The following is a 23473-nucleotide window of genomic DNA, read 5'->3' as shown; positions in this document are numbered from 1 at the left end:
CTGTGTCCTGTAGCGCTTCGCTGACCCGACCTGCAAAACCTGCGTGCAGGTCGGGCTGGCGGGAGTTAAAACTTCAACGACCCCTGCATATACAGCGTGCGCGGCTGGCCAGCGTAGATGCCTTTGTTGTTGTCGTCGTAAGAACGGGTGAAGTACGGCTGGTCGAAGATGTTTTTCACCCCGAACGCCAGATTGAGATCGGCCATTCGTGGGCCAAAGTCGTACGCCACGCGCGCGCCCCAGAGCATAAAGCCCGGAATGCGTCCGGTGCTGCCGTCGGCGCTCTCTTTGACGGTGTTGGCGTTATCCGCAAACTGGCTGGACTGGAAATCGCTGTTCAGGTTGAACGTCCAGCTGCCCGGCCTGTAGTCCACGCCCAGAGTGCCTTTGTGTTTCGGGGAGAATGGCACCTGATTGCCATAGGTGTCGCCTTTCTCGCGGATCTCAGCATTCACGTAGGCGTAGCTTGCGTAAACAGAGACGTTATCCAGCGTCGGGGTCAGGGTACCGAGATCGTAACGAGCCTGCGTTTCCAGCCCGGTGTGACGCGTTTTGCCGCGCGCGGTGACGGTGTCGTTAGTCTGGTTAGAGTCGTACTGATTATTAAAGTTAATCAGGAACAGCCCCATTTCCGCCGTCAGCGCGCCATCGTCGTATCGGGTGCCGAGCTCCCAGGTTCGCGCTTTTTCCGGTTCCACATTGCCGCTTTGCACAGCCTTGCCAATCTGGCTGTACTGTACGGTGCCGAACGAGCCTTCGGTGTTTGCATAAAGATTCCAGCTGTCAGTCAGGTGATAGAGCACGTTTAATGCCGGAAGCGGGGCGTTGTAGCTCACTTCCTGGTGCGTGCCTTTGATGCTGTTGTTCTGGTATGAATCGATATGTTCAAAACGCATGCCCGGCGTGATGGTCCAGTTGCCGACGTCAATTTTGTCATCCAGATACCAGGCGTGCGCCTGGGTACCGGAGCGGGTGTCACGGTCGTAAGGGCTTGAACCGGACGGCAACTGACCGCTACGGGTGGCGGTGTAGTAGCGCATTTCGTGGGTGGATTCATTCACGTAGCGATAACCTACGCCCACTTCGTGCGCGGTCTGGCCGATCATAAAGCTCTGGCTGTAACGTGGCTCGATGCCGCGTACCCAGTAGTTTCGCGGGGAGAGCGTGATACGTTTCCCCTGCTCCAGATAGCCACTGCGCAGGGTTTGGGTATAAAAGCCCTGAACGGTAAACTTATGCTGACCGTCAGGCTGGTACTGATAGCCCAGGCTTGCCAGCTTGCGACGGCCCCAGAAACGATCGTACGGACGGGTGGATTGCCAGCGGTCGGCGTTGTAATCCGCGCGGGACAGGCCGCCGGGCATATCTGCTTCGCCGTCGTAGTATTGCAGCAGGCTGGTAAAGGTGTGCACGTCGTTCGGCGCATATTTGCTTTTTAGCATCAGGTCGTCGATGCGGGTTGCGCTGTGCTCGCGCCAGTCGCTGCCGCGGGTGCCGGAGTAGAGCAGGGCAGTGCCGAATCCGCTATCCGCCGTGCCGCCCACCATCAGGTTGTGAGTCTCTTTCGGGTTGTTTTGTGAAGAGGCGGGGCTAAGCTGGCCTTCTACCCCCGCTTCGATGCCGAAATCTTGTGGGATCGCGCGGGTGACAAAGTTCACCACGCCGCCCACGCTTTGCGGCCCGTAGCGAACGGCTCCGCCACCGCGCACCACGTCAATCGCATCCATGTTGCCGAGCGAGACGGGGGCAAGCGAGAGCTGCGGCTGGCCGTAGGGGGCAAACGGCACAGGAATACCGTCCATCAGCACGGTCGAGCGGCTGGCCAGACGCGGGTTGAGGCCGCGAATACCAAAGTTCATCGCCAGATCGTGGCTGCCGGTTCCGTTATTGTCTGGGGCGTTAACGCCGGGAATGCGGTTGAGCACTTCGCGCGTGGTAGTTGCGCCGGTTTTGGCGAAATCCTCACGGCGGATCGCATCGCGCGCGCCAGCGTGTTCGAATACGTCGTTTTCACGCGCTTCGCCCAGCCAGTCTCCTGATACGATCAGGGCATCTTCCTGTGGGGCGGGAGCAGGCTCCAGCGTCCAGCTGTTGTTACCCAGCGGTTTAACCTGCAGGCCACTGCCGTTCAGCAACTGCTGCAGGCCGTTTTCGACGCTGTAGTCGCCGTGCAGACCGTTACTTTGCTTGCCGCGCGTCAGGCTGGCGTCAACCGACAGGGTAATTCCGCTGCGTGCGGCATACTGGTTAAGCGCTTTATCGAGCGTGCCCGGTGCGATATCAACCTGTACGGCGAAGGCGGATAGCGAAAGCCCGGCCAGCGGCAGCAGGCTCAGGCGAATGGCGTTAACCAAAGGTGTTGCTGAGTGAAAAACGCGTAAAGGCGTCATACCTTCTCCATCATCATTTTTGTTGTATTCAGTTATGAGTCGAACGAGAAGGGCAAAAAGGACAATCGAAATGAGAATTATTTTTCTTACGCTGGAGAAAGGGTGATCCAATAGCGCGTAACTGACTGAATTTTCACCGGCAGCGTCTGTGCTATAACGTTCAGAACCGCATCGGTATCTTTCAGCGGGAAGGTGCCGCTTAGCCGTAATTGCGCCACCGCTGGATCGCAGCGCAGTACGCCGCTGCGGTAGCGGCTCAGCGTGGCAATAACCTCACCCAGCGGTTTATCGCTAAAACTCAGGACCCCCTGCGTCCAGCTGGCGCTTTCCTCCTCCGCTGGCATCGTCTCGCCAAACTCAGAGTCGCTGAACCGCAGGCTTTCGCCAGCATTTACGATGCGTTTTTCCTGCGGATGGCGTGCCAGTGAAACCTCAACCGCATGCTGCTGGACCGTGAGCAGCGTGGTGTTATCCAGATGCAGCACGGAGAACCGCGTGCCTAACGCGGTGAGCTGGCCCTGGCGAGTCAGAACGCGGAAAGGCCGCTGGTGCTCATCTTTAGCGGTAGCGACGGCAATTTCGCCGTACCAGAGCCGGACGGTACGCTGATGCCTGTCAAAACGAACATCCGCTGCGCTCTGCGTGTTGAGCGCGAGCAGGGAACCATCCTTCAGCCGCTGATGGCTGACCGTGCCTCTGGCGGTACGGTAGTCGGCACGCAGGCCTTCCCCGGCTTCAGAGTGCCAGAGCTGCCAGCCGCCGCCGATGCCGAGCAACAGCAGCAGACCTTTCATGACGTGGCGACGGGTAAGATGGGTGTCCTGCAGCGCCCGGCTGGCAACCTTACCCGGCACGCTGCCGAGCTGGCTGCGCAGGTTTTCGACCTGCTGCCAGGCCCACTGATTATCCTGGTCCTCTTCATACCATTGCTGCCAGCGTGCTTCCTGCTGCGGGCTAACGCGTTCGCCGCTTAATACCGCATACCAGTGCGATGCCGAGCGCAGCGCCCTGCGGCGGGAGTCGGTTACGGAAGGACTCACAGGCCGTGCTCCAGGCGAAACAGCAGGCAGTGCTCAACGGCCTTTGCCACGTATTTTTTTACCGAGCTGACGGAGACGGACTGCCTTTGGGCAATTTCGCTGTAGGAAAGGCCCTCGAGCTGTGACAGCAAAAAAGCCTCGCGCGTTTTGCCGCTGAGTCCGTCAAGCATGGCGTCGATAAGCTGTAGGGTTTCCAGTTGGCTTTCGCGCGCTTCCGGTGAGGGTGCCAGCGCCTCTGGCATAAGCGCCAGCATCTCCAGGTAGGCTTTTTCCAGCGCGTTTCGGCGGAAGAGATCGACCATCACCCGTTTAGCAACCGTGCACAGGAAGGCGCGCGGATCGCGAATTGTGGCCAGGGCGTCACTGCCCATCACCCGCAGGAAGGTGTCCTGCGCGATATCATCGGCATCAAAGGTGGATTGCAGTTTGCGGGTAAGCCAGTTTTTCAGCCAGCCGTGATGCGCGCCGTAAAGCGATTCAAGGGTCAGAGAAGCTGTATTGGCGGCGCGGTCAGACATGCGAAATGCATCAAAAGTTAATCATCACGCCGCTATATTAATATGAGAATGGTTATCATTACAATTGGAAATAAAAAAGCCTCCCGCAGGAGGCTTTCAACATCTTGTTATCAAAAGATAATCAGGTAATCACCATCGGCCAGTCTGGTGGCGTATGGCTCATTGCCTCAACCATCACTACTTTAATATTTTCCCAGACGGCGGCAATATCCAGCAGGGTGATACCAAGCAGACCCGTTGCAAACCAGCAAGCCGCGCCCAGTCCTAACAGCGTACTGATGACCGCAAGACCCGCGTAGTCAGATTTACGAAACTGAATGTTCAGCGTGCTGGCTAAAAACATCAGTACCGCACTCAACAAAGGCCAGCGCAGGAGAACCATGCTGGTCGTAATGGTTGCCATAAAACCCATCCTCTCCAAAACAGACGAACTGAATGAAACAGTGTTTATCGTTACATGATATGTGTGAACTATATCACATTTGTTGATTTATTCGCCAGTGCCTGTGCGAGCAGATTGGGGATTTTATTACGCTGAAAAAGAGAGGCGGCAGGATGGGGTTGCCTTCGACATCGGCGGATGCGAACCCACCACGTGCCGGGAGCAACCTCCTTTGGCCGAGTAGAGGAGGGCAACGGCGTTCCCAGCGATGCCTTTTTATAAATGAAGCCTTATTCTCTGCTGATCCTGGAAATAATGTGGTAATAGCAGAACGTTTATAAAACATTGATCAAATTACACCCGTTCAGGCTGGATAAATATTTCCCTTAATAGAAACGGAACGAATACTTTTAGTTTAGCTTACGGACAAATATTATCGTCATAACGAAATTTAAGATTTTTAATACTAAAAGTCAGTTGCTAACTTCGCATGATTCATGCAACGTAATCACCTGTTTATCAAAGCATCCGGCCTTCATTACTACAGGCGTACAACATGCAGGGATATAGGGCGGGAAATGAATCGTAGCGCGCGGCGCAAGATGCTCAGAGTGGTAGGGATCATCATGGTAGTTATGCTGCCGGTGATGCTTGCGCTATGGTTTGCCCAGCTAAGAGCGGTGTCGGAAACAAGCGCGCAGTTACGCACATTTGCTGAACTGGCTTTAGACAAAACTGAACTGGTTATTGAACAGGTTGATCTGGCCCGGGCCGAAGCGGAAAAATATCAGGGTAAAGTTTGTACGCCGTCACATCGGCAATATATGTTGAACGTGGTTCGCGGCCGTCTGTTCATCGCTGATTTAATTTATGCCGAAGGCCAGAATTTTCGTTGTTCATCCATTTTTACCCCGGATCGTCCTTATGCGATCTCCCCCGCTAATTACATCCGTAAACCCGATATCGCTATCTATTATTACCGTGATACGCCATTTTTCACTGGCTATAAAATGACATATATGCAGCGCGGGAATTATGTCGTGGTGGTTAATCCGCTCTCGTACAGTGAAGTGATGTCCACCGATCACTCTCTCTCATGGGGCGTGTACGATACGGTAACGAATGCCTTCTTTTCCGTCAGTCAGAAAGCCAACGTTTCTTTATTAAACTCGATGATTCGGGATAAGGACGTGGTATTTCAAAAAGATGACCGTTTTTATACGGTGGTAAAATCGGATAAACGTCCGATTGCCGCCATCGTTTCAACGTCGAATAAACGCTTCTATGAAACGCTCTACCATCAGGCGACGTTAACGCTGCCGCTGGGAATGATCTGTGGCATCATTATTTTGCTGGTCTGGTCGCGCACCCACCGTGAGCTGAACTCCCCAGGACGATTGCTGCATCGGGCGCTGAATAAACGTCAGCTTTGTGTCCATTATCAGCCAATCATCGATATCAAGAATAATCAGTGCGTGGGGGCAGAGGCGTTGTTGCGCTGGCCTGGTTTTAACGGGCCTGTCATGAGCCCGGCGGAATTCATCCCGCTGGCGGAAAAAGAGGGGATGAGTGAACGCATCACGGATTATGTTGTAGAAGAGGTCTTCAGCGATCTGGGCCATTTCCTGGCCGCGCATCCTGACCTCTATATTTCGATCAACCTGTCGGCGACGGATTTTCACTCTTCGCGGCTGATCGCTATGATTTCCGACAAGGCGCGGCACTATGCCGTGCGTGCGCAGCAGATCAAAATCGAAGTGACGGAGCGCGGTTTTATTGATGTGCCGAAAACTACGCCGGTTATCCAGGCTTTTCGTCAGGCGGGTTATGAAGTGGCAATCGACGATTTTGGTACAGGTTACTCGAACCTGCACAATCTCTACTCGCTGAATGTCGATATTCTGAAAATCGACAAATCCTTTATCGACACCCTAACCACCAACAGCACCAGCCATCTTATCGCCGAGCATATTATCGAGATGGCGCAAAGCCTGCGGCTCAAAACCATTGCGGAAGGGGTAGAAACTGCCGAGCAGGTAAGCTGGTTGTTGAAGCGCGGTGTACAGTTCTGTCAGGGATGGCACTTCGCGAAAGCGATGCCGCCCCAGGAGTTTATGACCTGGCAGCAGCAACCTTTGCACTGATAAACCTTAATTCAACTGGTGACGGTAATCGCTTGGCGTGCGGTCAAACTCGCGGCGAAACACACGGGAAAAGGTTTGTTGCGACACATACCCCAGATCCATCGCGATATCAAAAATAGGCCGCTGCGTAGAGCGTAACGCCTGCGCCGCCAGCAGTAACCTGCGCTGACGAATGTACTCACCCAGCGTCTGGTGCATTACGGTCCGGAACATTCTCTGTAAATACCATTTCGAATAGCCCGACTTTTTCGCGACCACATCAATGTTCAACGGTTGGTCGATATGTTCATCAATCCATTCAATAAGTGTCTGAATAATTTGCTGATGCGACATAAGGTTGCCCTCTGTAGATACAACTTTCCTGGTTGATTCGTCGTTTTCTCTGTGGGGGAGTATAATTCCTCAAGTTAACTTGAGGTAAAGAGGTTTTATGGAAAAGAGATTGCCGAGAATAAAAGCGCTTTTGACCCCGGGTGAAGTGGCTAAGCGAAGCGGTGTGGCAGTATCGGCGCTCCACTTCTATGAAAGTAAAGGGTTAATCAAAAGCATCCGTAACGCCGGAAACCAGCGGCGCTACACCCGTGACGTGCTTCGCTACGTGGCGATTATTAAAATTGCGCAACGAATCGGAATTCCCCTGGCCACCATCGGTGAGGCGTTCGGCGTGTTACCGGAAGGCCACACGCTGAGCCCGAAAGAGTGGAAAGAGCTGTCATCCCAGTGGCGAGAGGAGCTGGACCGGCGTATTCATACGCTGGTGGCGCTGCGTGACGAACTGGACGGGTGCATCGGTTGCGGTTGTTTGTCGCGCAGCGATTGCCCGTTACGCAACCCCGGTGACAAACTGGGCGAACAGGGGACGGGGGCGCGGCTGCTGGAAGAAGATTGAGATCTGTTTGCCGGGTGGCGGCTGCGCCATCCAGCAAAAAGCATAATAAAGAACTAAAGCGCCACATAAGGGCGCTTTAGTTTTTTCCGGTCTTTGTCTTTCTCTCTATCCCGCTGGCTCACGGGAGGGTTTCCCCCGACATCAGCACCCCTCATGTCGAGCTGGTTGAGGAGGTTCCGGTTTGTGCTGACACTTTAATTCTATGTAAGGGCCGCTTTTTCGCCAGTCACCGGGGCCGCTTTTTTGGCGAATATTTTTCGCGGTGTTGTTCAATTTTCTATAGTTAAAAAGTATGAATAACAGGAGACCTCTATGCTCACGGTACATCACCTTAACCAGTCGCGCTCACACCGCGTGATCTGGGCTCTGGAAGAACTTTCTCTGCCCTATGAGATTGTTCACTACCAGCGCGAAAAAACGATGCTGGCTCCCGAGTCCCTTAAACGCGTGCATCCGTTGGGCAAGTCACCGGTCATTGAAGACAACGGGCTGATCCTTGCTGAATCCGGTGCCATTCTGGAGTATCTGCAGGAAACCTACGACGCAGAATCGCAGCTTAAGCCGCTGGATCCTGCCCACAAGGTGCAATACCGCTTCTGGCTACACTATGCAGAAGGTTCTCTTATGCCGCTGCTGTTAATGAAGCTGGTATTTAGCAGCCTCGGTAAACCGCCCGTGCCGTTTGGAATACGCACGCTGGGGAAAGCGCTGGGTCAGGGCGTGCAAAAGGCCTATCTCAATCCCCAGCTCGAAACCCACGCGCGTTTTATTGAATCTCACCTGGCTGAAAATAGCTGGTTTGCCGGAGAGACTCTCAGCATGGCCGATATTCAGATGAGTTTCCCGATTTTTGCTCTGCTGGCACGCGGCGGTGTCGAGGATCTTCCGCACACCCATGCCTGGAAGAAAAAGGTCGAAAATCGTCCTGCCTGGCAGAGAACCCTGGAACAAGGTGGGCCGTTAACGATCCCTGGCGAGGCGTAATTTGTAACCCCATTGCGCATAAACGATAACGTTTGCGCATCCTCTGCTTATTTCTTCATCGTCATAAGGGAAATTTAGCGAAAAACGAGAAAGTTCAGTTGAAAAGGGCGGTGATTAGGCTGGATAATCGTTTGCCTAAATTTGACCACCCGTTTTGTAAGCGCGGAGCTAAACGTTTGCTTTTTTTGTGACGCCCCTTTTCGTCGCAAACGCAGCACAAGGATTTGACGTTTTGCTGGCAGTGGAGTCTCCACCACGCTTACGGACTTTCTATAAAAACTCTCAGGGGATGTTTTCTATGTCTACGCCATCCGCGCGTACTGGCGGTTCACTTGACGCCATCTTTAAAATTTCTGCTCGCGGCAGCACCGTGCGCCAGGAAATCGTTGCCGGTCTGACAACGTTTCTGGCAATGGTGTACTCCGTCATCGTTGTGCCGGGCATGCTCGGTAAAGCAGGCTTCCCACCGGCAGCGGTCTTTGTTGCAACCTGTCTTGTCGCCGGTGTTGGCTCCATCGTAATGGGGCTGTGGGCGAATCTGCCGATGGCGATTGGCTGTGCCATTTCCTTGACCGCCTTCACCGCGTTTAGCCTGGTGCTGGGCCAACACATCAGCGTACCGGTTGCCCTGGGCGCCGTCTTCCTGATGGGCGTGCTGTTCACCATTATCTCGGCAACCGGTATTCGTAGCTGGATTTTGCGCAACCTGCCGCACGGCGTGGCGCACGGCACCGGTATCGGTATCGGTCTGTTTCTGCTGCTGATTGCCGCCAACGGCGTGGGTCTGGTCATTAAGAACCCGCTGGACGGTCTGCCGGTGGCGCTGGGTCACTTCGCCAGCTTCCCGGTGATCATGTCCCTGATTGGCCTGGCGGTGATTATTGGTCTGGAAAAACTGAAAGTCCCAGGCGGCATTCTGCTGACCATTATCGGTGTGTCCATTGTTGGCCTGATTTTCGATCCGACCGTGCATTTCTCCGGTATTTTTGCCATGCCGTCGCTGAGCGATGACAACGGGAACTCCCTGATTGGCAGCCTGGATATTGTCGGCGCGCTGAACCCGGTGATCCTGCCAAGCGTGCTGGCGCTGGTGATGACGGCGGTGTTTGATGCCACCGGTACCATCCGTGCGGTGGCCGGTCAGGCGAACCTGCTGGATAAAGATGGTCAGATTATCGACGGTGGCAAAGCGCTGACCACCGACTCCCTGAGCAGCGTCTTCTCGGGTCTGGTAGGGGCTTCTCCGGCTGCGGTCTATATTGAGTCCGCTGCGGGCACCGCGGCAGGCGGTAAAACTGGCCTGACCGCCATTACCGTTGGTGTGCTGTTCCTGCTGATCCTGTTCCTCTCTCCGCTCTCTTATCTGGTGCCAGCCTACGCTACGGCTCCGGCACTGATGTACGTCGGCCTGCTGATGCTGAGCAACGTGGCGAAAATTGACTTTGCGGACTTTGTGGACGCGATGTCAGGCCTGATCACTGCGGTATTTATCGTGCTGACCTGTAACATCGTGACCGGCATCATGATCGGCTTCGCGTCGCTGGTGATTGGTCGCCTGGTCTCCGGTGAGTGGCGCAAGCTGAACATCGGCACCGTGGTTATCGCCGTTGCGCTGGTGGTGTTCTACGCGGGCGGCTGGGCAATCTAAATTGTCCTTTGATGCGAAAACGGGTGGCTCAGGCCGCCCGTTTTTATTTTCAGGACTCATCCCGTTGCCTTTTGCGTTACTCTGGGGAAGATAGAATAAAAGGCACGACGCCTTCCGTAGTACATAAGTAACACAGCAAACAGGGAACGCATGGAAATCTTTTTCACAATACTCATCATGACCCTTGTGGTCTCATTATCCGGGGTGGTTACACGCGTACTGCCCTTTCAGGTCCCCCTGCCATTAATGCAAATTGCCATCGGCGCGCTGCTGGCGTGGCCGACGTTTGGCCTGCACGTTGAGTTCGACCCGGAACTGTTCCTCGTGCTGTTTATCCCGCCACTGCTGTTTGCCGATGGCTGGAAAACACCCACGCGCGAGTTTCTGGAACATGGGCGCGAGATCTTCGGTCTGGCACTGGCGCTGGTCGTCGTGACCGTGGTCGGGATTGGTTTCCTGATCTACTGGGTGGTTCCGGGGATCCCGTTAATACCCGCTTTTGCGCTGGCCGCAGTCCTGTCGCCAACCGATGCCGTGGCGCTGTCCGGCATTGTGGGTGAAGGGCGGATTCCGAAGAAAATCATGGGCATCTTACAGGGAGAGGCGCTGATGAACGACGCCTCCGGTCTGGTTGCCCTGAAGTTCGCCGTGGCCGTCGCAATGGGAACGATGATCTTTACCGTTGGTGGCGCGACCCTGGAATTCTTCAAGGTTGCTATTGGCGGTATCCTGGCGGGCTTCGTGGTGAGCTGGCTGTATGGCCGCTCGCTGCGCTTCCTCAGCCGCTGGGGCGGTGATGAACCCGCAACGCAGATCGTACTGCTGTTCCTGCTGCCGTTTGCCTCCTATCTGATTGCCGAACACATTGGCGTGTCGGGCATTCTGGCAGCGGTAGCGGCAGGGATGACCATCACCCGCTCCGGCGTAATGCGCCGCGCGCCGCTGGCCATGCGTCTGCGTGCAAACAGCACCTGGGCAATGCTGGAATTTGTCTTTAACGGCATGGTCTTCCTGCTGTTGGGTCTGCAGCTGCCGGGCATTATGGAATCCTCTCTGGTGGCGGCGGAGGCCGATCCAAACGTTGAAGTCTGGATGCTCTTTACCGACATCGTGCTGATCTACATGGCGCTGATGCTGGTGCGCTTCGGCTGGCTCTGGACGATGAAAAACTTCAGCGTGCGCTTCCTGAAGAAAAAGCCGATGGAGTTTGGTTCATGGACCACGCGTGAGCTGCTGATTGCCTCCTTTGCGGGGGTACGCGGGGCGATTACCCTGGCCGGTGTGCTCTCCATTCCGTTGCTGTTGCCGACGGGCGATGTCTTCCCGGCGCGTTATGAACTGGTCTTCCTGGCGGCGGGCGTGATCCTGTTCTCACTGTTTGTCGGGGTGATTATGCTGCCGATTTTGCTGCAGCATATCGACGCCGGGGACGCCACGCAGCAGCATAAAGAGGAGCGGATTGCCCGCGCCGCCACTGCCGAAGTAGCCATTGTCGCTATTCAGAAAATGGAAGAGCGCCTGGCCGCCGATGCCGAAGAGAACATCGACAATCAGCTGCTGACGGAAGTGAGCTCACGCGTGATTGGTAATCTGCGTCGCCGGGCTGACGGCCGTAACGATGTGGAAAGCTCGCTGCAGGAGGAGAACCTTGAGCGCCGGTTCCGTCTGGCGGCGCTGCGCTCCGAGCGTGCCGAGCTGTACCACTTGCGTGCCACGCGGCAAATCAGTAATGAAACGCTGCAAAAGCTGCTGCACGATCTGGATCTGCTGGAAGCGTTGTTGATAGAGAATCAGTAACGCTGTTTTTTGCCCGGTGGCGCTGCGCTTACCGGGCCTACGTGCTCGATCGGTTCCCTCTCCCTGTGGGCTGAGGGTTAGGGTGAGGGCACCCAAAATCCCTCACAACATTGCAGCCACGCCTGGGCGCTGTGCGACAAATATATCCCTTCTCGCCAGATCATCCCCAGCTGCCAGTGCAAATCGCTTTCGAGTGGGATCCAGCGCAGCGTGTTTTTATCCAGACGCTCGCAAATCGGCTGCGGCAGAATGGCAATCCCCACGCCTGCTTGCACCATCGCTGCCAGGAAATCCCACTGGCCGCTGCGCACCGCAATGCGCGGCTTCACGCTATGTTGATTAAACAGCGTCATCAGCTGGCGGCTGAGGGCGAAATCTTCGTTGTAGATCAGCAGAGGGTATTCGCCGAGCAGTTCAGGTTTCACTGAATCTCGCTTCAGCCAGTCGCCGGAGCGGGGAACCAGCACGCACAGCGGATGGCTAAAGAGCGGAAGCGTCGCCAGACCGCTCTCTTCCTCAACGGGGAGGGCTGTCATGGCGACGTCCAGCTCGCCGTTGGTTACGGCCTGCTGGACGGTTAATCCACCAAACTCCGAAATTTTGAGTTCAACGCCGGGGTAACGCTGGCGAAACAGGCTAATCGGCCCGGCCATCATCATCCCGACCATCGGCGGAATACCAAGGCGCAGCACCCCTTTGGTCAGGTGGTTAATATCGTCTAGCTCCGCTTCCAGCTGACGAAACTCGGCCAGGATCGCCAGGCCACGTTCAAACACCACGCGCCCGGTATCGGTAAGCAATAGCTTGCGTCCGTCGCGGATCAGCAGGGTACAGTTGAGTTCATCTTCGAGGTTTTTCAGCATTTTGCTGATGGTGGGCTGGGTAACAAATAACTTCTCCGCTGCGCGGGTAAAACTCTGCTGGCGAACCACTTCGACAAAATAGCGCAGCGTTCTTATGTCCATGATTATTCCTCGAAACTATACCTTCGATGATTTTAATTCATTTCAGTCCATACCGTGCGCTCACTATACTGGCGCCTCGTCTCATTTTTGAGGAAAACCCCCATGGCCGTGGCGTTAAGCCGTGTTACGCCTGCCGTTGTGCAACGACTCCAGGTACCGGTTCAGGTACTGCTCTACGCGGGACTGTTTGTTTTTGCGGAATATCTTGTCGGCTGGCTGCATCTGCCGCTGCCTGCCAACCTGGTGGGGATGGTGTTGATGCTGACGCTCATTCTCTGCCGCGTTATCCCCCTTAGTTGGGTACGTGCCGGCGCGCGCTGGCTGCTGGCAGAGATGTTGCTGTTCTTTGTTCCTGCCGTGGTGGCAGTGGTGAACTATGCGCAACTGCTGATGGTGGACGGCTGGCGGATCTTCGCGGTCATCGCCCTGAGCACGCTGATGGTGCTGGGCGCCACCGCCTGGGTGGTGGACAAGGTTTATCGCTTCGAGATCCGCAGGCAAAAACATGACTAACTTCCAGATAAGCGTGCTGTGCCTGATTGCCACGCTGGTTATCTACTTTGCCAACAAACGCCTGTATCGTCGCTTTCACGCGCTGCCGCTGATGCCGCTGGTCTTCACGCCGATCCTGCTGGTGCTGATGCTGGTTTTTGGCCATATCTCCTGGCAAAACTACATTGGTGAATCCCACTGGTTGCTGTGGCTACTGGGGCCGGCCACCATCGCCTTTGCGGTGCCGGTGTACGACAACCTGAATATCATTAAACGTCACTGGATGTCGCTCAGCGCGGGGGTGATTACCGCCACGGTGGTGGCGGTCTGTAGCTCCGTCTGGCTGGCGCGGCTGTTTACGCTGTCCGATGAAATTCAGCGTAGCCTGGCCGTGCGCTCGGTAACGACGCCATTTGCGCTGGCAGCCGCTAAACCGCTCGGCGGACAGCCGGATCTGGTGGCGCTGTTCGTGGTTGTCACCGGTGTCTTCGGTATGGCGGTAGGCGACATGCTATTTCTGCGGCTTTCTATCCGTGAAGGGTTGGCAAAAGGGGCGGGATTTGGCGCGGCGTCACACGGCGCGGGAACGGCACGCTCTTATGAGTTGGGTCAGCAGGAGGGGGTTGTAGCAAGCCTGGTGATGATGCTTTCCGGCGTGTTGATGGTGCTGATTGCGCCGCTGGTGGCGTGGGTGATGTTCTGAACTCCCCGGCCCGAAGGCCGGGGATCAAGACTCAGTGTGCGCGGCCTTGTTCCACGCCCAGGCCGGTTTGCGAGCGGATAAACTGGGCGCGGAATTTCTCACGCTCCAGGTTCCCCTCCGGCGAGTTGTCGGTTGCAGAGAAGATCCAGATACCGATAAACGCCACGGCGATTGAGAACAGCGCCGGGTACTCATACGGGAAGAGCGCCTTTTCGTGACCGAGGATCTGCACCCAAATCGTCGGGCCGAGGATCATCAGAATCACCGCGGTCAGCAGCCCCAGCCAGCCGCCTACCATTGCGCCACGGGTGGTCAGTTTAGACCAGTACATGGAGAGCAGGATGATAGGGAAGTTACAGCTCGCCGCAATCGAGAAGGCCAGCCCCACCATGAAGGCAATGTTCTGCTTCTCGAAGAGGATCCCCAGCAGGATCGCCACCACACCCAGAACCAGTACGGTGATTTTGGAGACTTTGAGTTCTTCACGCTCGGTTGCGCCTTTGCGAAACACGTTCGCATACAGGTCATGCGACACCGCAGATGCTCCGGCAAGCGTAAGCCCGGCAACCACGGCAAGGATGGTGGCAAAGGCCACGGCTGAGATAAAGCCGAGGAACAGATTGCCGCCTACCGCATCCGCCAGATGCACTGCCGCCATGTTATTCCCGCCAATCAGCGCGCCCGCCGCGTCTTTAAATGCCGGGTTCGCTCCCACCAGCATGATGGCGCCGAAACCGATGATAAAGGTCAGTATGTAGAAGTAACCCATAAACCCGGTGGCGTAGAAGACGCTCTTGCGCGCTTCGCGGGCATCGCTCACGGTGAAGAAACGCATCAGGATATGTGGCAAGCCTGCGGTACCAAACATCAGACCCAGACCGAGTGAAAGCGCGGATATCGGGTCTTTCACCAGCCCGCCCGGGCTCATGATCGCTTCCCCTTTCGGGTGGACAGCCATTGCTTCGGTAAACAGGTTGTTGAAGCTAAAGCCGACGTGTTTCATCACCATAAAGGCCATGAAGCTCGCACCGAACAGCAGCAGAACCGCTTTGATAATTTGCACCCAGGTGGTTGCCAGCATGCCGCCAAACAGGACGTACATCACCATCAGCACACCCACCAGCACCACCGCAACGTGGTAGTTCAGGCCGAACAGAAGTTCGATCAGTTTGCCTGCGCCAACCATCTGGGCGATCAGATACAGCGCCACCACCACCAGCGAACCGCAGGCGGAGAGAATACGAATCGGACCCTGCTTCAGGCGATACGAAGCCACGTCAGCAAAGGTGAAACGCCCCAGGTTGCGCAAGCGTTCGGCGATCAGGAACAGAATGATCGGCCAGCCCACCAGGAAGCCGAGAGAGTAGATCAGACCATCGTAGCCGGAGGTGTAAACCAGCGCGGAGATCCCAAGGAAAGACGCGGCAGACATAAAGTCGCCCGCAATCGCCAGCCCGTTCTGGAAACCGGTAATATTACCGCCCGCAGTGTAGTAATCATTACGGGAACGGACGCGTTTCGACGCCCAATAGGTGATATACAGCGTCAGCACCACGAAAATCAGGAACATGATAATCGCCTGCCAGTTGGTTGGCTGGCGCTGAACCTCGCCGGTAATGGCATCTGCGGCGTGTGTCGCAAAGGGAAGTGTGGCGGCAAGCGCCGTCAGGACTCTCTTCATGATGCTTTTACCTCACGCAGTACCGCTTTATTAAGACGATCGAATTCGCCGTTCGCGCGCCAGACGTAGACGCCGGTCAGCACAAACGAAATCACAATCACGCCAATGCCAATCGGGATGCCCCGTGTGACGCTGGTGCCCTCATGCAGCGGCGTGCCCAGCCAGTGCGGGGCAAAGGCGATAAGCAGAATAAAGCCGACGTAGATAATCAGCATGATGATGGAAAGTAAGAAGGCAAACCGTTGCCGTTTATCAACGAGCTCCCTGTAGTGCGCACTATTCTCTATCTGCTGACAAATATCGTTATTCATCACAGAAATCTCCAGAAGTAAGGTTGGTTTGTTTTATCCCCTCTCCCCTATGGGGAGAGGGTTAGGGTGAGTGGAGGAAGGTGCGGTCTGATGCCCTCACCCCGGCCCTCTCCCACAGGGAGAGGGAGAAAAGATTACGAAGGCATTGCGATGGACTGCTTCTCTTCGAGCAGTTTTTCCACCACGCCCGGATCGGCGAGCGTTGAGGTATCACCAAGGTTGCTGGTGTCCCCTGCCGCAATTTTGCGCAAGATACGGCGCATAATTTTGCCGGAACGAGTTTTCGGCAGCGAGTCAGTCCAGTGCAGTACATCCGGCGTGGCAAGCGGGCCAATCTCTTTGCGGACCCAGTTGCGCACGTCGGCATACAGTTCTGGCGATGGCTCTTCACCGTGGTTCAGCGTCACGTAAGCGTAAATCGCCTGGCCTTTAATGTTGTGCGGGATCCCCACAACGGCGGCTTCGGCAATCTTCGGATGCGATACCAGCGCGGATTCAATCTCCGCGGTGCCCAGACGGTGGCCGGAGACGTTCAGCACATCGTCCACACGCCCGGTGATCCAGTAATAGCCATCCTCGTCGCGACGCGCGCCGTCACCGCTGAAGTACATGTTTTTAAAGGTTGAGAAGTAGGTCTGCTCGAAGCGTTCGTGGTCGCCAAAGAGCGTACGTGCCTGGCCCGGCCAGGAATCGACGATCACCAGGTTGCCTTCGGTGGCACCATCCAGCGGATTGCCTTCGTTATCCACCAGCGCAGGCTGGACGCCGAAGAACGGTTGGGTCGCTGAACCGGCTTTTAAGCGGGTTGCACCCGGCATTGGGGTGATCATGAACCCACCGGTTTCGGTCTGCCACCAGGTGTCCATTACCGGGCATTTTTCGTTGCCGATCTTCTTCCAGTACCACTCCCAGGCTTCCGGGTTGATAGGCTCGCCGACGGAGCCGAGGATGCGCAGGGAAGAGCGGTCAGTGCCTTCTATCGCTTTATCCCCTTCCGCCATCAGCGCACGGATCGCCGTTGGCGCGGTGTACAGAATGTTGACCTGGTGCTTATCGACCACCTGGCACATCCGCGCCGGGGTTGGCCAGTTTGGTACACCTTCAAACATCAGCGTTGTTGCACCGCAGGCCAGCGGGCCGTACAGCAGATAGCTGTGACCGGTGACCCAGCCCACGTCGGCGGTGCACCAGTAGATATCGCCCGGATGGTAGTCGAAAACGTATTTAAAGGTGGTGGCCGCATAGACCAGATAGCCACCGGTGGTGTGCAATACGCCTTTCGGTTTGCCGGTGGAGCCGGAGGTATAGAGGATAAACAGCGGATCTTCCGCGTTCATCTCTTGCGGTTGATGCTGGTCGCTTGCTTTTTCAATCAGGTCGCTCCACCACAGGTCACGCCCTTCATTCCAGTCGATCTTGCCACCGGTACGCTTAAGGACGATAACGTTGCTGACGGTTTTGACGTTCGGGTTTTTCAGCGCTTCGTCGACATTTTTCTTCAGAGGAATACCGCGCCCGGCGCGCACGCCTTCATCGGCGGTGATCACCAGTTTCGAACTCGAGTCGACAATACGCCCGGCAACCGCTTCCGGCGAGAACCCGCCAAAGATAACGGAATGGATCGCGCCGATGCGCGCGCAGGCCAGCATCGCCACCGCCGCTTCCGGCACCATCGGCATATAGATGGCGACCACATCGCCTTTTTTAATGCCCTGGTCCAGCAGCACGTTAGCGAAGCGGCACACGTCGCGGTGCAGCTCTTTATAAGAGATATGTTTGCTCTGAGAGGCGTCGTCGCCTTCCCAGATAATGGCTGTTTCGTTACCGCGTTCGGCAAGGTGGCGATCGAGGCAGTTCGCCGCAAGGTTTAGCGTGCCGTCTTCATACCATTTAATAGAAACGTTACCCGGTGCAAAGGAGGTGTTCTTCACCTTCTGGTAAGGTTTGATCCAGTCAAGAATATGGCCCTGCTCGCCCCAGAAAGCGTCAGGATCAGAGACAGATTGCTGATACTTCTCGTGGTACTGCTCCGGGTTGATCAGGCAACGGTCCGCAATGTTAGCGGGAATGTCGTGTTTGTGTATTTGGCTCATGGCTTTTTTTCTCCTTGTAAGATGTTAATAATATGTCGCAAAAACGTTAATAGTAGGGGCTTTACAAGCTTTGTTTATTATTTGGGCGGCAGATCACGCATTGTTTGAAGCGTATGAAAAATGAGCGAATGAAACTTTGAAGAAAAATAATTTACCGGGCGGATTATTCACATTTGCGCATAAAAAATCGTTTTTATAACAAATGGTTATTTATAAGAATTATCGTAAACTCGCGTCATAACGGCTTTTCGTAGTGAAATGCGTTGTTCTTTAAGGCTTGCGCAACACACCGCGCAGATGATACTCATACGCTGCGTTAAAAAATCCCATAAACCAACGCAACACAATTCATACCCTTTCAGTATGTCTCCATATTCATGCAGTCTGCATGAATATGGCGCTTCATTGAGGAAGTCAGTTTCTATGAAAAACGTTAAAGTCAGCCTGGCCTGGCAAATCCTGCTGGCCCTTGTGCTGGGTATCCTGCTGGGTAGCTATCTCCATTATCACAGCGACAGCCGCGAGTGGCTGATTGCGAACTTGCTCTCCCCGGCGGGCGATATCTTTATTCATTTGATCAAAATGATCGTAGTGCCGATTGTCATCTCGACGCTGGTGGTCGGTATTGCCGGAGTCGGTGATGCAAAACAGCTGGGCCGCATCGGTGCAAAAACCATTCTCTATTTCGAAGTGATCACGACGATTGCCATCATCCTTGGCATTACCCTGGCGAATGTCTTCCAGCCAGGTTCCGGGATCGATATGTCGCAACTTGCGACGGTGGATATTTCGAAATACCAAAGTACGACCACTGAAGTGCAGAGCCATGCGCACGGCCTGATGGGCACCATCCTGTCGCTGGTGCCGACTAACATTGTGGCGTCGATGGCGAAGGGCGAGATGCTGCCAATCATCTTCTTCTCGGTGCTTTTTGGTCTGGGTCTTTCCTCTCTGCCTGCCACGCACCGTGAACCGCTGGTCACCGTGTTCCGCTCCATCTCTGAAACCATGTTTAAAGTGACCCACATGGTGATGCGTTACGCGCCGGTTGGGGTGTTTGCGCTTATCGCGGTAACCGTGGCGAACTTCGGTTTTGCCTCCCTGTGGCCGCTGGCGAAGCTGGTAATTCTGGTGCATTTCGCCATCCTGTTCTTCGCGCTGGTGGTACTGGGCATTGTGGCGCGCCTGTGTGGGCTGAGCATCTGGATCCTGATCCGCATTCTGAAAGATGAGCTGATTCTGGCGTACTCCACGGCCAGCTCTGAAAGCGTGCTGCCGCGTATTATTGAGAAGATGGAGGCCTATGGTGCCCCGGCTTCTATCACCAGCTTCGTGGTGCCAACCGGCTACTCTTTTAACCTGGACGGCTCGACGCTGTACCAGAGCATCGCGGCCATCTTTATTGCCCAGCTGTACGGCATTGATCTGTCGCTGTGGCAGGAAATTGTGCTGGTGCTGACGCTGATGGTGACCTCAAAAGGGATCGCGGGCGTGCCGGGTGTCTCCTTCGTGGTGCTGCTGGCGACGCTTGGCAGTGTCGGTATTCCGCTGGAAGGCCTGGCGTTTATCGCCGGTGTTGACCGTATCCTCGATATGGCGCGTACGGCGCTGAACGTGGTTGGAAACGCGCTGGCGGTGCTGGTTATCGCCAAGTGGGAACATAAGTTCGACCGTAAAAAAGCGCTGGCGTATGAACGCGAGGTGCTGGGTCGTTTTGATAAGACGGCTGACCAGTAACATCCTAAGCCCGGTGGCGCTGCGCTTACCGGGCCTACGGGTTTTGTAGGCCGGGTAAGGCGAAGCCGCCACCCGGCACGTTATTCTCCGCTCAACGCATCAAACTCTTCACATCCCGTATCAAACCCTTCCGTACAGCTCAGGTTCAACCAGTAGAGCGCCTTCTGTTTATTGGGCGTGATAAAGCCTTTCTCGCCCTGCTGGAACAGCATCCCTGCCCAGTATTCGGCATAGCCAGTGCGTGACAAAGACGAGCTGCGCTTAAACCATGATGCCGCCAGAGCGTCGTCCTGGGCCACTTCTACACCGTTGGCATAAATCAGACCCAGCAGCATTTGCGCATCTACCGCAGAGTCGTTGTCGATATCTTCGGTGGCCGTCTGCAGCAGTTTGATGGCCTGCGGGTAGTCTGTTTTGCCACCCTGGGTATTCACCAGAACGCGTGCCAGCATAATGGCGCCACGCTTGCTGCCCGCAATCGCGGCCTGCTGTGCCAGCGCTTTAGCCTGAGCGTAATCGCCCTGAGTAAAGTGGATCTGAGACAACAGGGCCATGGCATCGATGTCGCCCCCTTTTGCCGCTTTCTCTGCCCACATTGCCGCCTGCTTGCTGTCGCCGGAGCTGAACCAGGTGTCGGCGAGATAATACTGAGCGCGTGCATCGCCCGCCTCCGCCTGTGCTTTGTACTGGCTGCCAATCTCATCGGCATGGACGAACGACGTAAAAATTAATAACAACAGTAAAAATGGTTTCATGGATTCTTATCATCTGGGTACACGCCGCGCAGTATAATCGCGGCCATAGAATAAAAAAACGGGTGCGTTAAGACCTCAGCATCCTGCAAGCCGGGCGGAACTGTCATTCCGCCCGCAGAGGTTAGCCTGCAACGCAGGCTAATTTCGCCGCCACCTCCTGATGTTCACTCTTTATTGTCAGTTCGCATAACTTTCCGCGAGTAATAAAGGTAAAGATCACTATCGTCAGGCAGATAATAAAGACAATGCCTAACGCAGTTTTTAATGGCGTCATGCCTTTTACTCCTTGTCAAAAAAAGAATAAGAGGCTACTCTCAACCTGTAGGTTGTTGGGGGTAGCCTCGGGTAAATGAATATTTCCCGGGGCTTTCCACTTTCTGTCCCTCAACAATGCTCAAGACAGAAAGTCTTAAGCACCCGCCGCACATCTTATCCATCTGAATCAAAATGCAAAGATGTAATTCTTTTTCGTGCAATTTACATTATTTCTGCGAGCAGCTTTCAAGATTAATAATTGATATTTTTAATGCGTTAAGCGGAAATAAAAAGGGAGTGAATGTTTCACTCCCTTTATTCATCAATTAAATAATATCATTATCCCATCGCACTTTCGCGCAACCGGGCTTTCAGCTTGTTATATTCGTCGATCACATACTGTTCCGCAGCGTGCTGATCCGCAATCGGCTCCACGCGTACGGCGCAGTACTTATACTCCGGCGTTTTGGTTATCGGGCTTAAGTTCTCCGTCACCAGTTCGTTACAGGCGCCAATCCACCACTGGTAGGTCATGTACACCGCCCCTTTGTTGGGACGATCGCTGACCTGCGCACGGGTAATGATCCTGCCTTTACGCGAGTTCACCCATACCAGCGCTTCGTCTTCAATGCCAAGACGTTCAGCGTCGGCGGTGTTGATCTGTGCATAACCTGGCTCATCCGCCAGCGCTGCCAGCGCCGCGCAGTTGCCGGTCATCGAACGACAGGAGTAGTGGCCCACTTCACGCACGGTGGAGAGCACCATTGGATACTCATCGGTGAGTTTATCAATGGGGGCAACCCAGTCGCAGGTGAAGAACTGTGCCAGCCCATTTGGGGTGTCGAATTTCTCTTTAAAGAGATACGACGTGCCCTGGTCGGCCTCAGACTCATCCCGGCACGGCCACTGGATATACCCCAGTTCACCCATTTTTTCATAGGTTGCACCGTAGAAGTCCGGACACAGATGCCGCAACTCGTCCCAGATCTCCTGAGTGTTGTTGTAGTGCATCGGATAACCCATGCGGGTGGCAATTTCGCTGATGATTTGCCAGTCGGTTTTCAGATCCCACTTCGGCTCCACCGCTTTAAAGAAGCGCTGGAAGCCACGGTCTGCCGCCGTGTAAACCCCTTCATGCTCGCCCCAGGACGTTGACGGTAAAATCACATCCGCCGCTGCCGCGGTTTTGGTCATAAAGATGTCCTGAACAATCACCAGCTCCAGATCCTCAAACCCTTTACGCACTGCAGAGAGCTCGGCGTCGGTCTGGAGAGGATCTTCGCCCATGATGTAAGCCGCCCGCACTTCACCATGTGCCGCCCGGTGCGGCAGTTCGCTGATGCGATACCCGGTGTGCTCCGGCAAACTTTCCACGCCCCACGCTTTGGCAAACTTCGCGCGGTTTTCCGGGAACTTCACGTACTGATAGCCCGGATAGGTGTCCGGCAGCGCACCCATATCGCAGGCACCCTGCACGTTGTTCTGACCGCGTACCGGGTTCACCCCGACGTGTGCCTTGCCAAGGTTGCCGGTCAGCATGGCGAGGCTGGTCAGGGAACGCACGGTTTCCACGCCCTGATAGAATTGGGTCACGCCCATGCCCCACAGAATGGCGGCGGTTTTCGCTCCGGCGTACATCCTTGCTGCCTGACGGATCTCCTGCGCGCTGACGCCGGTGATCGCTTCGACAGATTCTGGCGTATAGCCTTCGACAATTTTCCGATACTCTTCAAAACCTTCCGTACGGGTGGCGACAAACGCCTGGTCGTAGAGGTTCTCCTCAATAATGACGTGCCCCATGGCGTTCAACAGCGCGATGTTCGAGCCGTTTTTCAACGCGATGTGCATATCTGCAATACGTGCCGTTTCGATTTTGCGCGGATCGCAGACGATGATTTTCGCCCCGTTCTGTTTGGCGCGAATAACGTGGTTCGCGACAATCGGGTGAGAATCCGCCGGGTTATAGCCGAAGATAAAGACGAGATCGGTGTTGTCTATCTCGTTAATTGCATTACTCATTGCGCCGTTTCCGACCGACTGGTGCAGACCTGCAACCGATGGGCCGTGTCAGACGCGAGCGCAGCAGTCGACGTTATTGGTTCCAATAACGGCGCGCGCGAATTTTTGCATTACATAGTTGGTTTCGTTACCCGTCCCGCGCGATGACCCGGTGGTCTGGATCGCATCCGGGCCATATTTTGCCTTAATGGCGCTCAGGCGGGTGGCGACGTAGTCCAGCGCCTCGTTCCACGAGACGGCTTCCAGCTTGCCACCGCGTTCACGGCGGATCATGGGGGTTTTCAGGCGCGGGGTGAGGATTTGGGTATCGTTAATAAAATCCCAGCCGTAGTACCCTTTCAGGCACAGCGTGCCCTGGTTGGTTTTCCCCTGTGCGGCCTCCGCCCGGACGATTTTGCCGTTATCGACCACCAGGTGGATCTTGCAACCTGAGGCACAATAAGGGCAAACCGTGACGACTTTTTTCATCAGTCTGCTCCAGTTAATCATTTCGCAGCCATAATGCAGCTTTTATGCCATGTTTTTCGTGTGGGTATCACTCGACTTTACGGGCGTTCTCCTGGCAAAACCCTGACGAAAAGCAGGCAATCGTCAAAATTGACGTGTCGAAAAGGCAGCGGATGTGACATGGGTTGTAATTCCGTCACGTAAAAATCCATTTGGCTGGAGC

20 protein-coding genes are annotated in these 23473 nt (G+C 55.2%); 8 read left to right on the top strand and 12 right to left on the bottom strand.

Annotated elements, in window-relative coordinates; all coding sequences use genetic code 11:
- Positions 1–65: 65 nt before the first annotated feature.
- The 4 genes from fecA to AX755_RS08085 form a co-directional block, all read right to left on the bottom strand.
- On the bottom strand, positions 66–2390 hold the full coding sequence (gene fecA / locus AX755_RS08100; protein ID WP_062856579.1) for a TonB-dependent Fe(3+) dicitrate receptor FecA: 2325 nt from the start codon (positions 2388–2390) through the stop codon (positions 66–68).
- 86 nt (positions 2391–2476) lie between these two features.
- Entirely contained in the window at positions 2477–3430 is a 954-nt protein-coding gene (gene fecR / locus AX755_RS08095) for a ferric citrate uptake sigma factor regulator FecR (RefSeq protein ID WP_062856578.1), read from the bottom strand.
- Positions 3427–3948, bottom strand: a complete 522-nt coding sequence (fecI, locus tag AX755_RS08090; protein ID WP_062856577.1) for a ferric citrate uptake sigma factor FecI — start codon at positions 3946–3948, stop codon at positions 3427–3429. Before fecI ends, fecR begins: the two co-directional genes overlap by 4 nt.
- A gap of 121 nt (positions 3949–4069) precedes the next feature.
- Complete coding sequence (locus AX755_RS08085) at positions 4070–4351, bottom strand: YjcB family protein (RefSeq protein ID WP_008503385.1); 282 nt, start codon at positions 4349–4351, stop codon at positions 4070–4072.
- Positions 4352–4908: 557 nt separating this feature from the next.
- On the opposite strand from AX755_RS08085, the gene AX755_RS08080 reads away from it, so the two are divergent.
- Positions 4909–6474 (top strand): EAL domain-containing protein, encoded by a 1566-nt coding sequence (locus tag AX755_RS08080; protein WP_062856576.1) that lies wholly within the window; start codon positions 4909–4911, stop codon positions 6472–6474.
- Positions 6475–6480: 6 nt separating this feature from the next.
- On the opposite strand, the gene soxS is transcribed toward AX755_RS08080, so the two are convergent.
- A complete protein-coding gene (soxS, locus tag AX755_RS08075) occupies positions 6481–6807 on the bottom strand; it encodes a superoxide response transcriptional regulator SoxS (protein ID WP_013095071.1) in 327 nt (108 codons plus the stop codon).
- A 97-nt stretch (positions 6808–6904) separates the two neighbouring features.
- Here soxS and soxR point away from each other — a divergent pair, with 97 nt between their 5' ends.
- The 4 genes from soxR (at position 6905) to AX755_RS08055 (ending at position 11792) form a co-directional block, all read left to right on the top strand.
- Positions 6905–7363: a redox-sensitive transcriptional activator SoxR gene (gene soxR, locus AX755_RS08070; protein ID WP_013095072.1), complete on the top strand. Its 459-nt coding sequence runs from the start codon at positions 6905–6907 to the stop codon at positions 7361–7363.
- A 312-nt stretch (positions 7364–7675) separates the two neighbouring features.
- Positions 7676–8347, top strand: coding sequence for a glutathione S-transferase family protein (locus tag AX755_RS08065; protein ID WP_013095073.1), 672 nt, complete (start codon positions 7676–7678; stop codon positions 8345–8347).
- Positions 8348–8645: 298 nt separating this feature from the next.
- On the top strand, positions 8646–9995 hold the full coding sequence (gene ghxP, locus AX755_RS08060; protein WP_013095074.1) for a guanine/hypoxanthine transporter GhxP: 1350 nt from the start codon (positions 8646–8648) through the stop codon (positions 9993–9995).
- A gap of 150 nt (positions 9996–10145) precedes the next feature.
- Entirely contained in the window at positions 10146–11792 is a 1647-nt protein-coding gene (locus tag AX755_RS08055; protein WP_013095075.1) for a Na+/H+ antiporter, read from the top strand.
- Positions 11793–11869: 77 nt separating this feature from the next.
- Here AX755_RS08055 and AX755_RS08050 read toward each other — a convergent pair whose 3' ends face one another.
- Positions 11870–12757 (bottom strand): LysR family transcriptional regulator, encoded by an 888-nt coding sequence (locus AX755_RS08050; protein ID WP_013095076.1) that lies wholly within the window; start codon positions 12755–12757, stop codon positions 11870–11872.
- A 102-nt stretch (positions 12758–12859) separates the two neighbouring features.
- Here AX755_RS08050 and AX755_RS08045 point away from each other — a divergent pair, with 102 nt between their 5' ends.
- Positions 12860–13270: a CidA/LrgA family protein gene (locus tag AX755_RS08045; RefSeq protein ID WP_020686648.1), complete on the top strand. Its 411-nt coding sequence runs from the start codon at positions 12860–12862 to the stop codon at positions 13268–13270.
- Positions 13263–13952 (top strand): LrgB family protein, encoded by a 690-nt coding sequence (locus AX755_RS08040; protein WP_048970909.1) that lies wholly within the window; start codon positions 13263–13265, stop codon positions 13950–13952. Before AX755_RS08045 ends, AX755_RS08040 begins: the two co-directional genes overlap by 8 nt.
- A 31-nt stretch (positions 13953–13983) precedes the next feature.
- Here the strand turns inward: AX755_RS08040 and actP are convergent, their stop codons facing one another.
- From actP to acs, 3 genes are all read right to left on the bottom strand, one after another.
- Positions 13984–15633 carry a cation/acetate symporter ActP gene (gene actP, locus AX755_RS08035; protein WP_062856575.1) on the bottom strand — a complete coding sequence of 550 codons (1650 nt, stop codon included), beginning with the start codon at positions 15631–15633 and terminating at the stop codon, positions 13984–13986.
- Entirely contained in the window at positions 15630–15944 is a 315-nt protein-coding gene (locus AX755_RS08030) for a DUF485 domain-containing protein (RefSeq protein ID WP_013095080.1), read from the bottom strand. The genes actP and AX755_RS08030 overlap by 4 nt, the downstream gene beginning before the upstream one ends.
- Before the next feature lie 134 nt (positions 15945–16078).
- A complete protein-coding gene (gene acs / locus AX755_RS08025; protein WP_013095081.1) occupies positions 16079–18037 on the bottom strand; it encodes an acetate--CoA ligase in 1959 nt (652 codons plus the stop codon).
- A gap of 423 nt (positions 18038–18460) precedes the next feature.
- Between acs and gltP the strand changes: the two genes are divergently transcribed.
- Positions 18461–19774: a glutamate/aspartate:proton symporter GltP gene (gltP, locus tag AX755_RS08020; RefSeq protein ID WP_062856574.1), complete on the top strand. Its 1314-nt coding sequence runs from the start codon at positions 18461–18463 to the stop codon at positions 19772–19774.
- A gap of 80 nt (positions 19775–19854) precedes the next feature.
- Here gltP and AX755_RS08015 read toward each other — a convergent pair whose 3' ends face one another.
- The 3 genes from AX755_RS08015 to fdhF all read right to left on the bottom strand — a co-directional run bounded on the left by AX755_RS08015 (position 19855) and on the right by fdhF (position 23271).
- Positions 19855–20529, bottom strand: coding sequence for a tetratricopeptide repeat protein (locus AX755_RS08015; RefSeq protein ID WP_062856573.1), 675 nt, complete (start codon positions 20527–20529; stop codon positions 19855–19857).
- Between the two features lie 121 nt (positions 20530–20650).
- Positions 20651–20803 carry a Hok/Gef family protein gene (locus AX755_RS08010; RefSeq protein WP_013095084.1) on the bottom strand — a complete coding sequence of 51 codons (153 nt, stop codon included), beginning with the start codon at positions 20801–20803 and terminating at the stop codon, positions 20651–20653.
- A 320-nt stretch (positions 20804–21123) separates the two neighbouring features.
- Entirely contained in the window at positions 21124–23271 is a 2148-nt protein-coding gene (gene fdhF, locus AX755_RS08005) for a formate dehydrogenase subunit alpha (RefSeq protein ID WP_077681898.1), read from the bottom strand.
- Positions 23272–23473: the final 202 nt, after the last annotated feature.

Origin of the sequence: Enterobacter sp. SENG-6 (assembly GCF_001605945.1) — a bacterium.
Lineage (GTDB): Bacteria > Pseudomonadota > Gammaproteobacteria > Enterobacterales > Enterobacteriaceae > Enterobacter > Enterobacter cloacae.
This window is presented reverse-complemented; position numbering and strand designations above follow the sequence as displayed.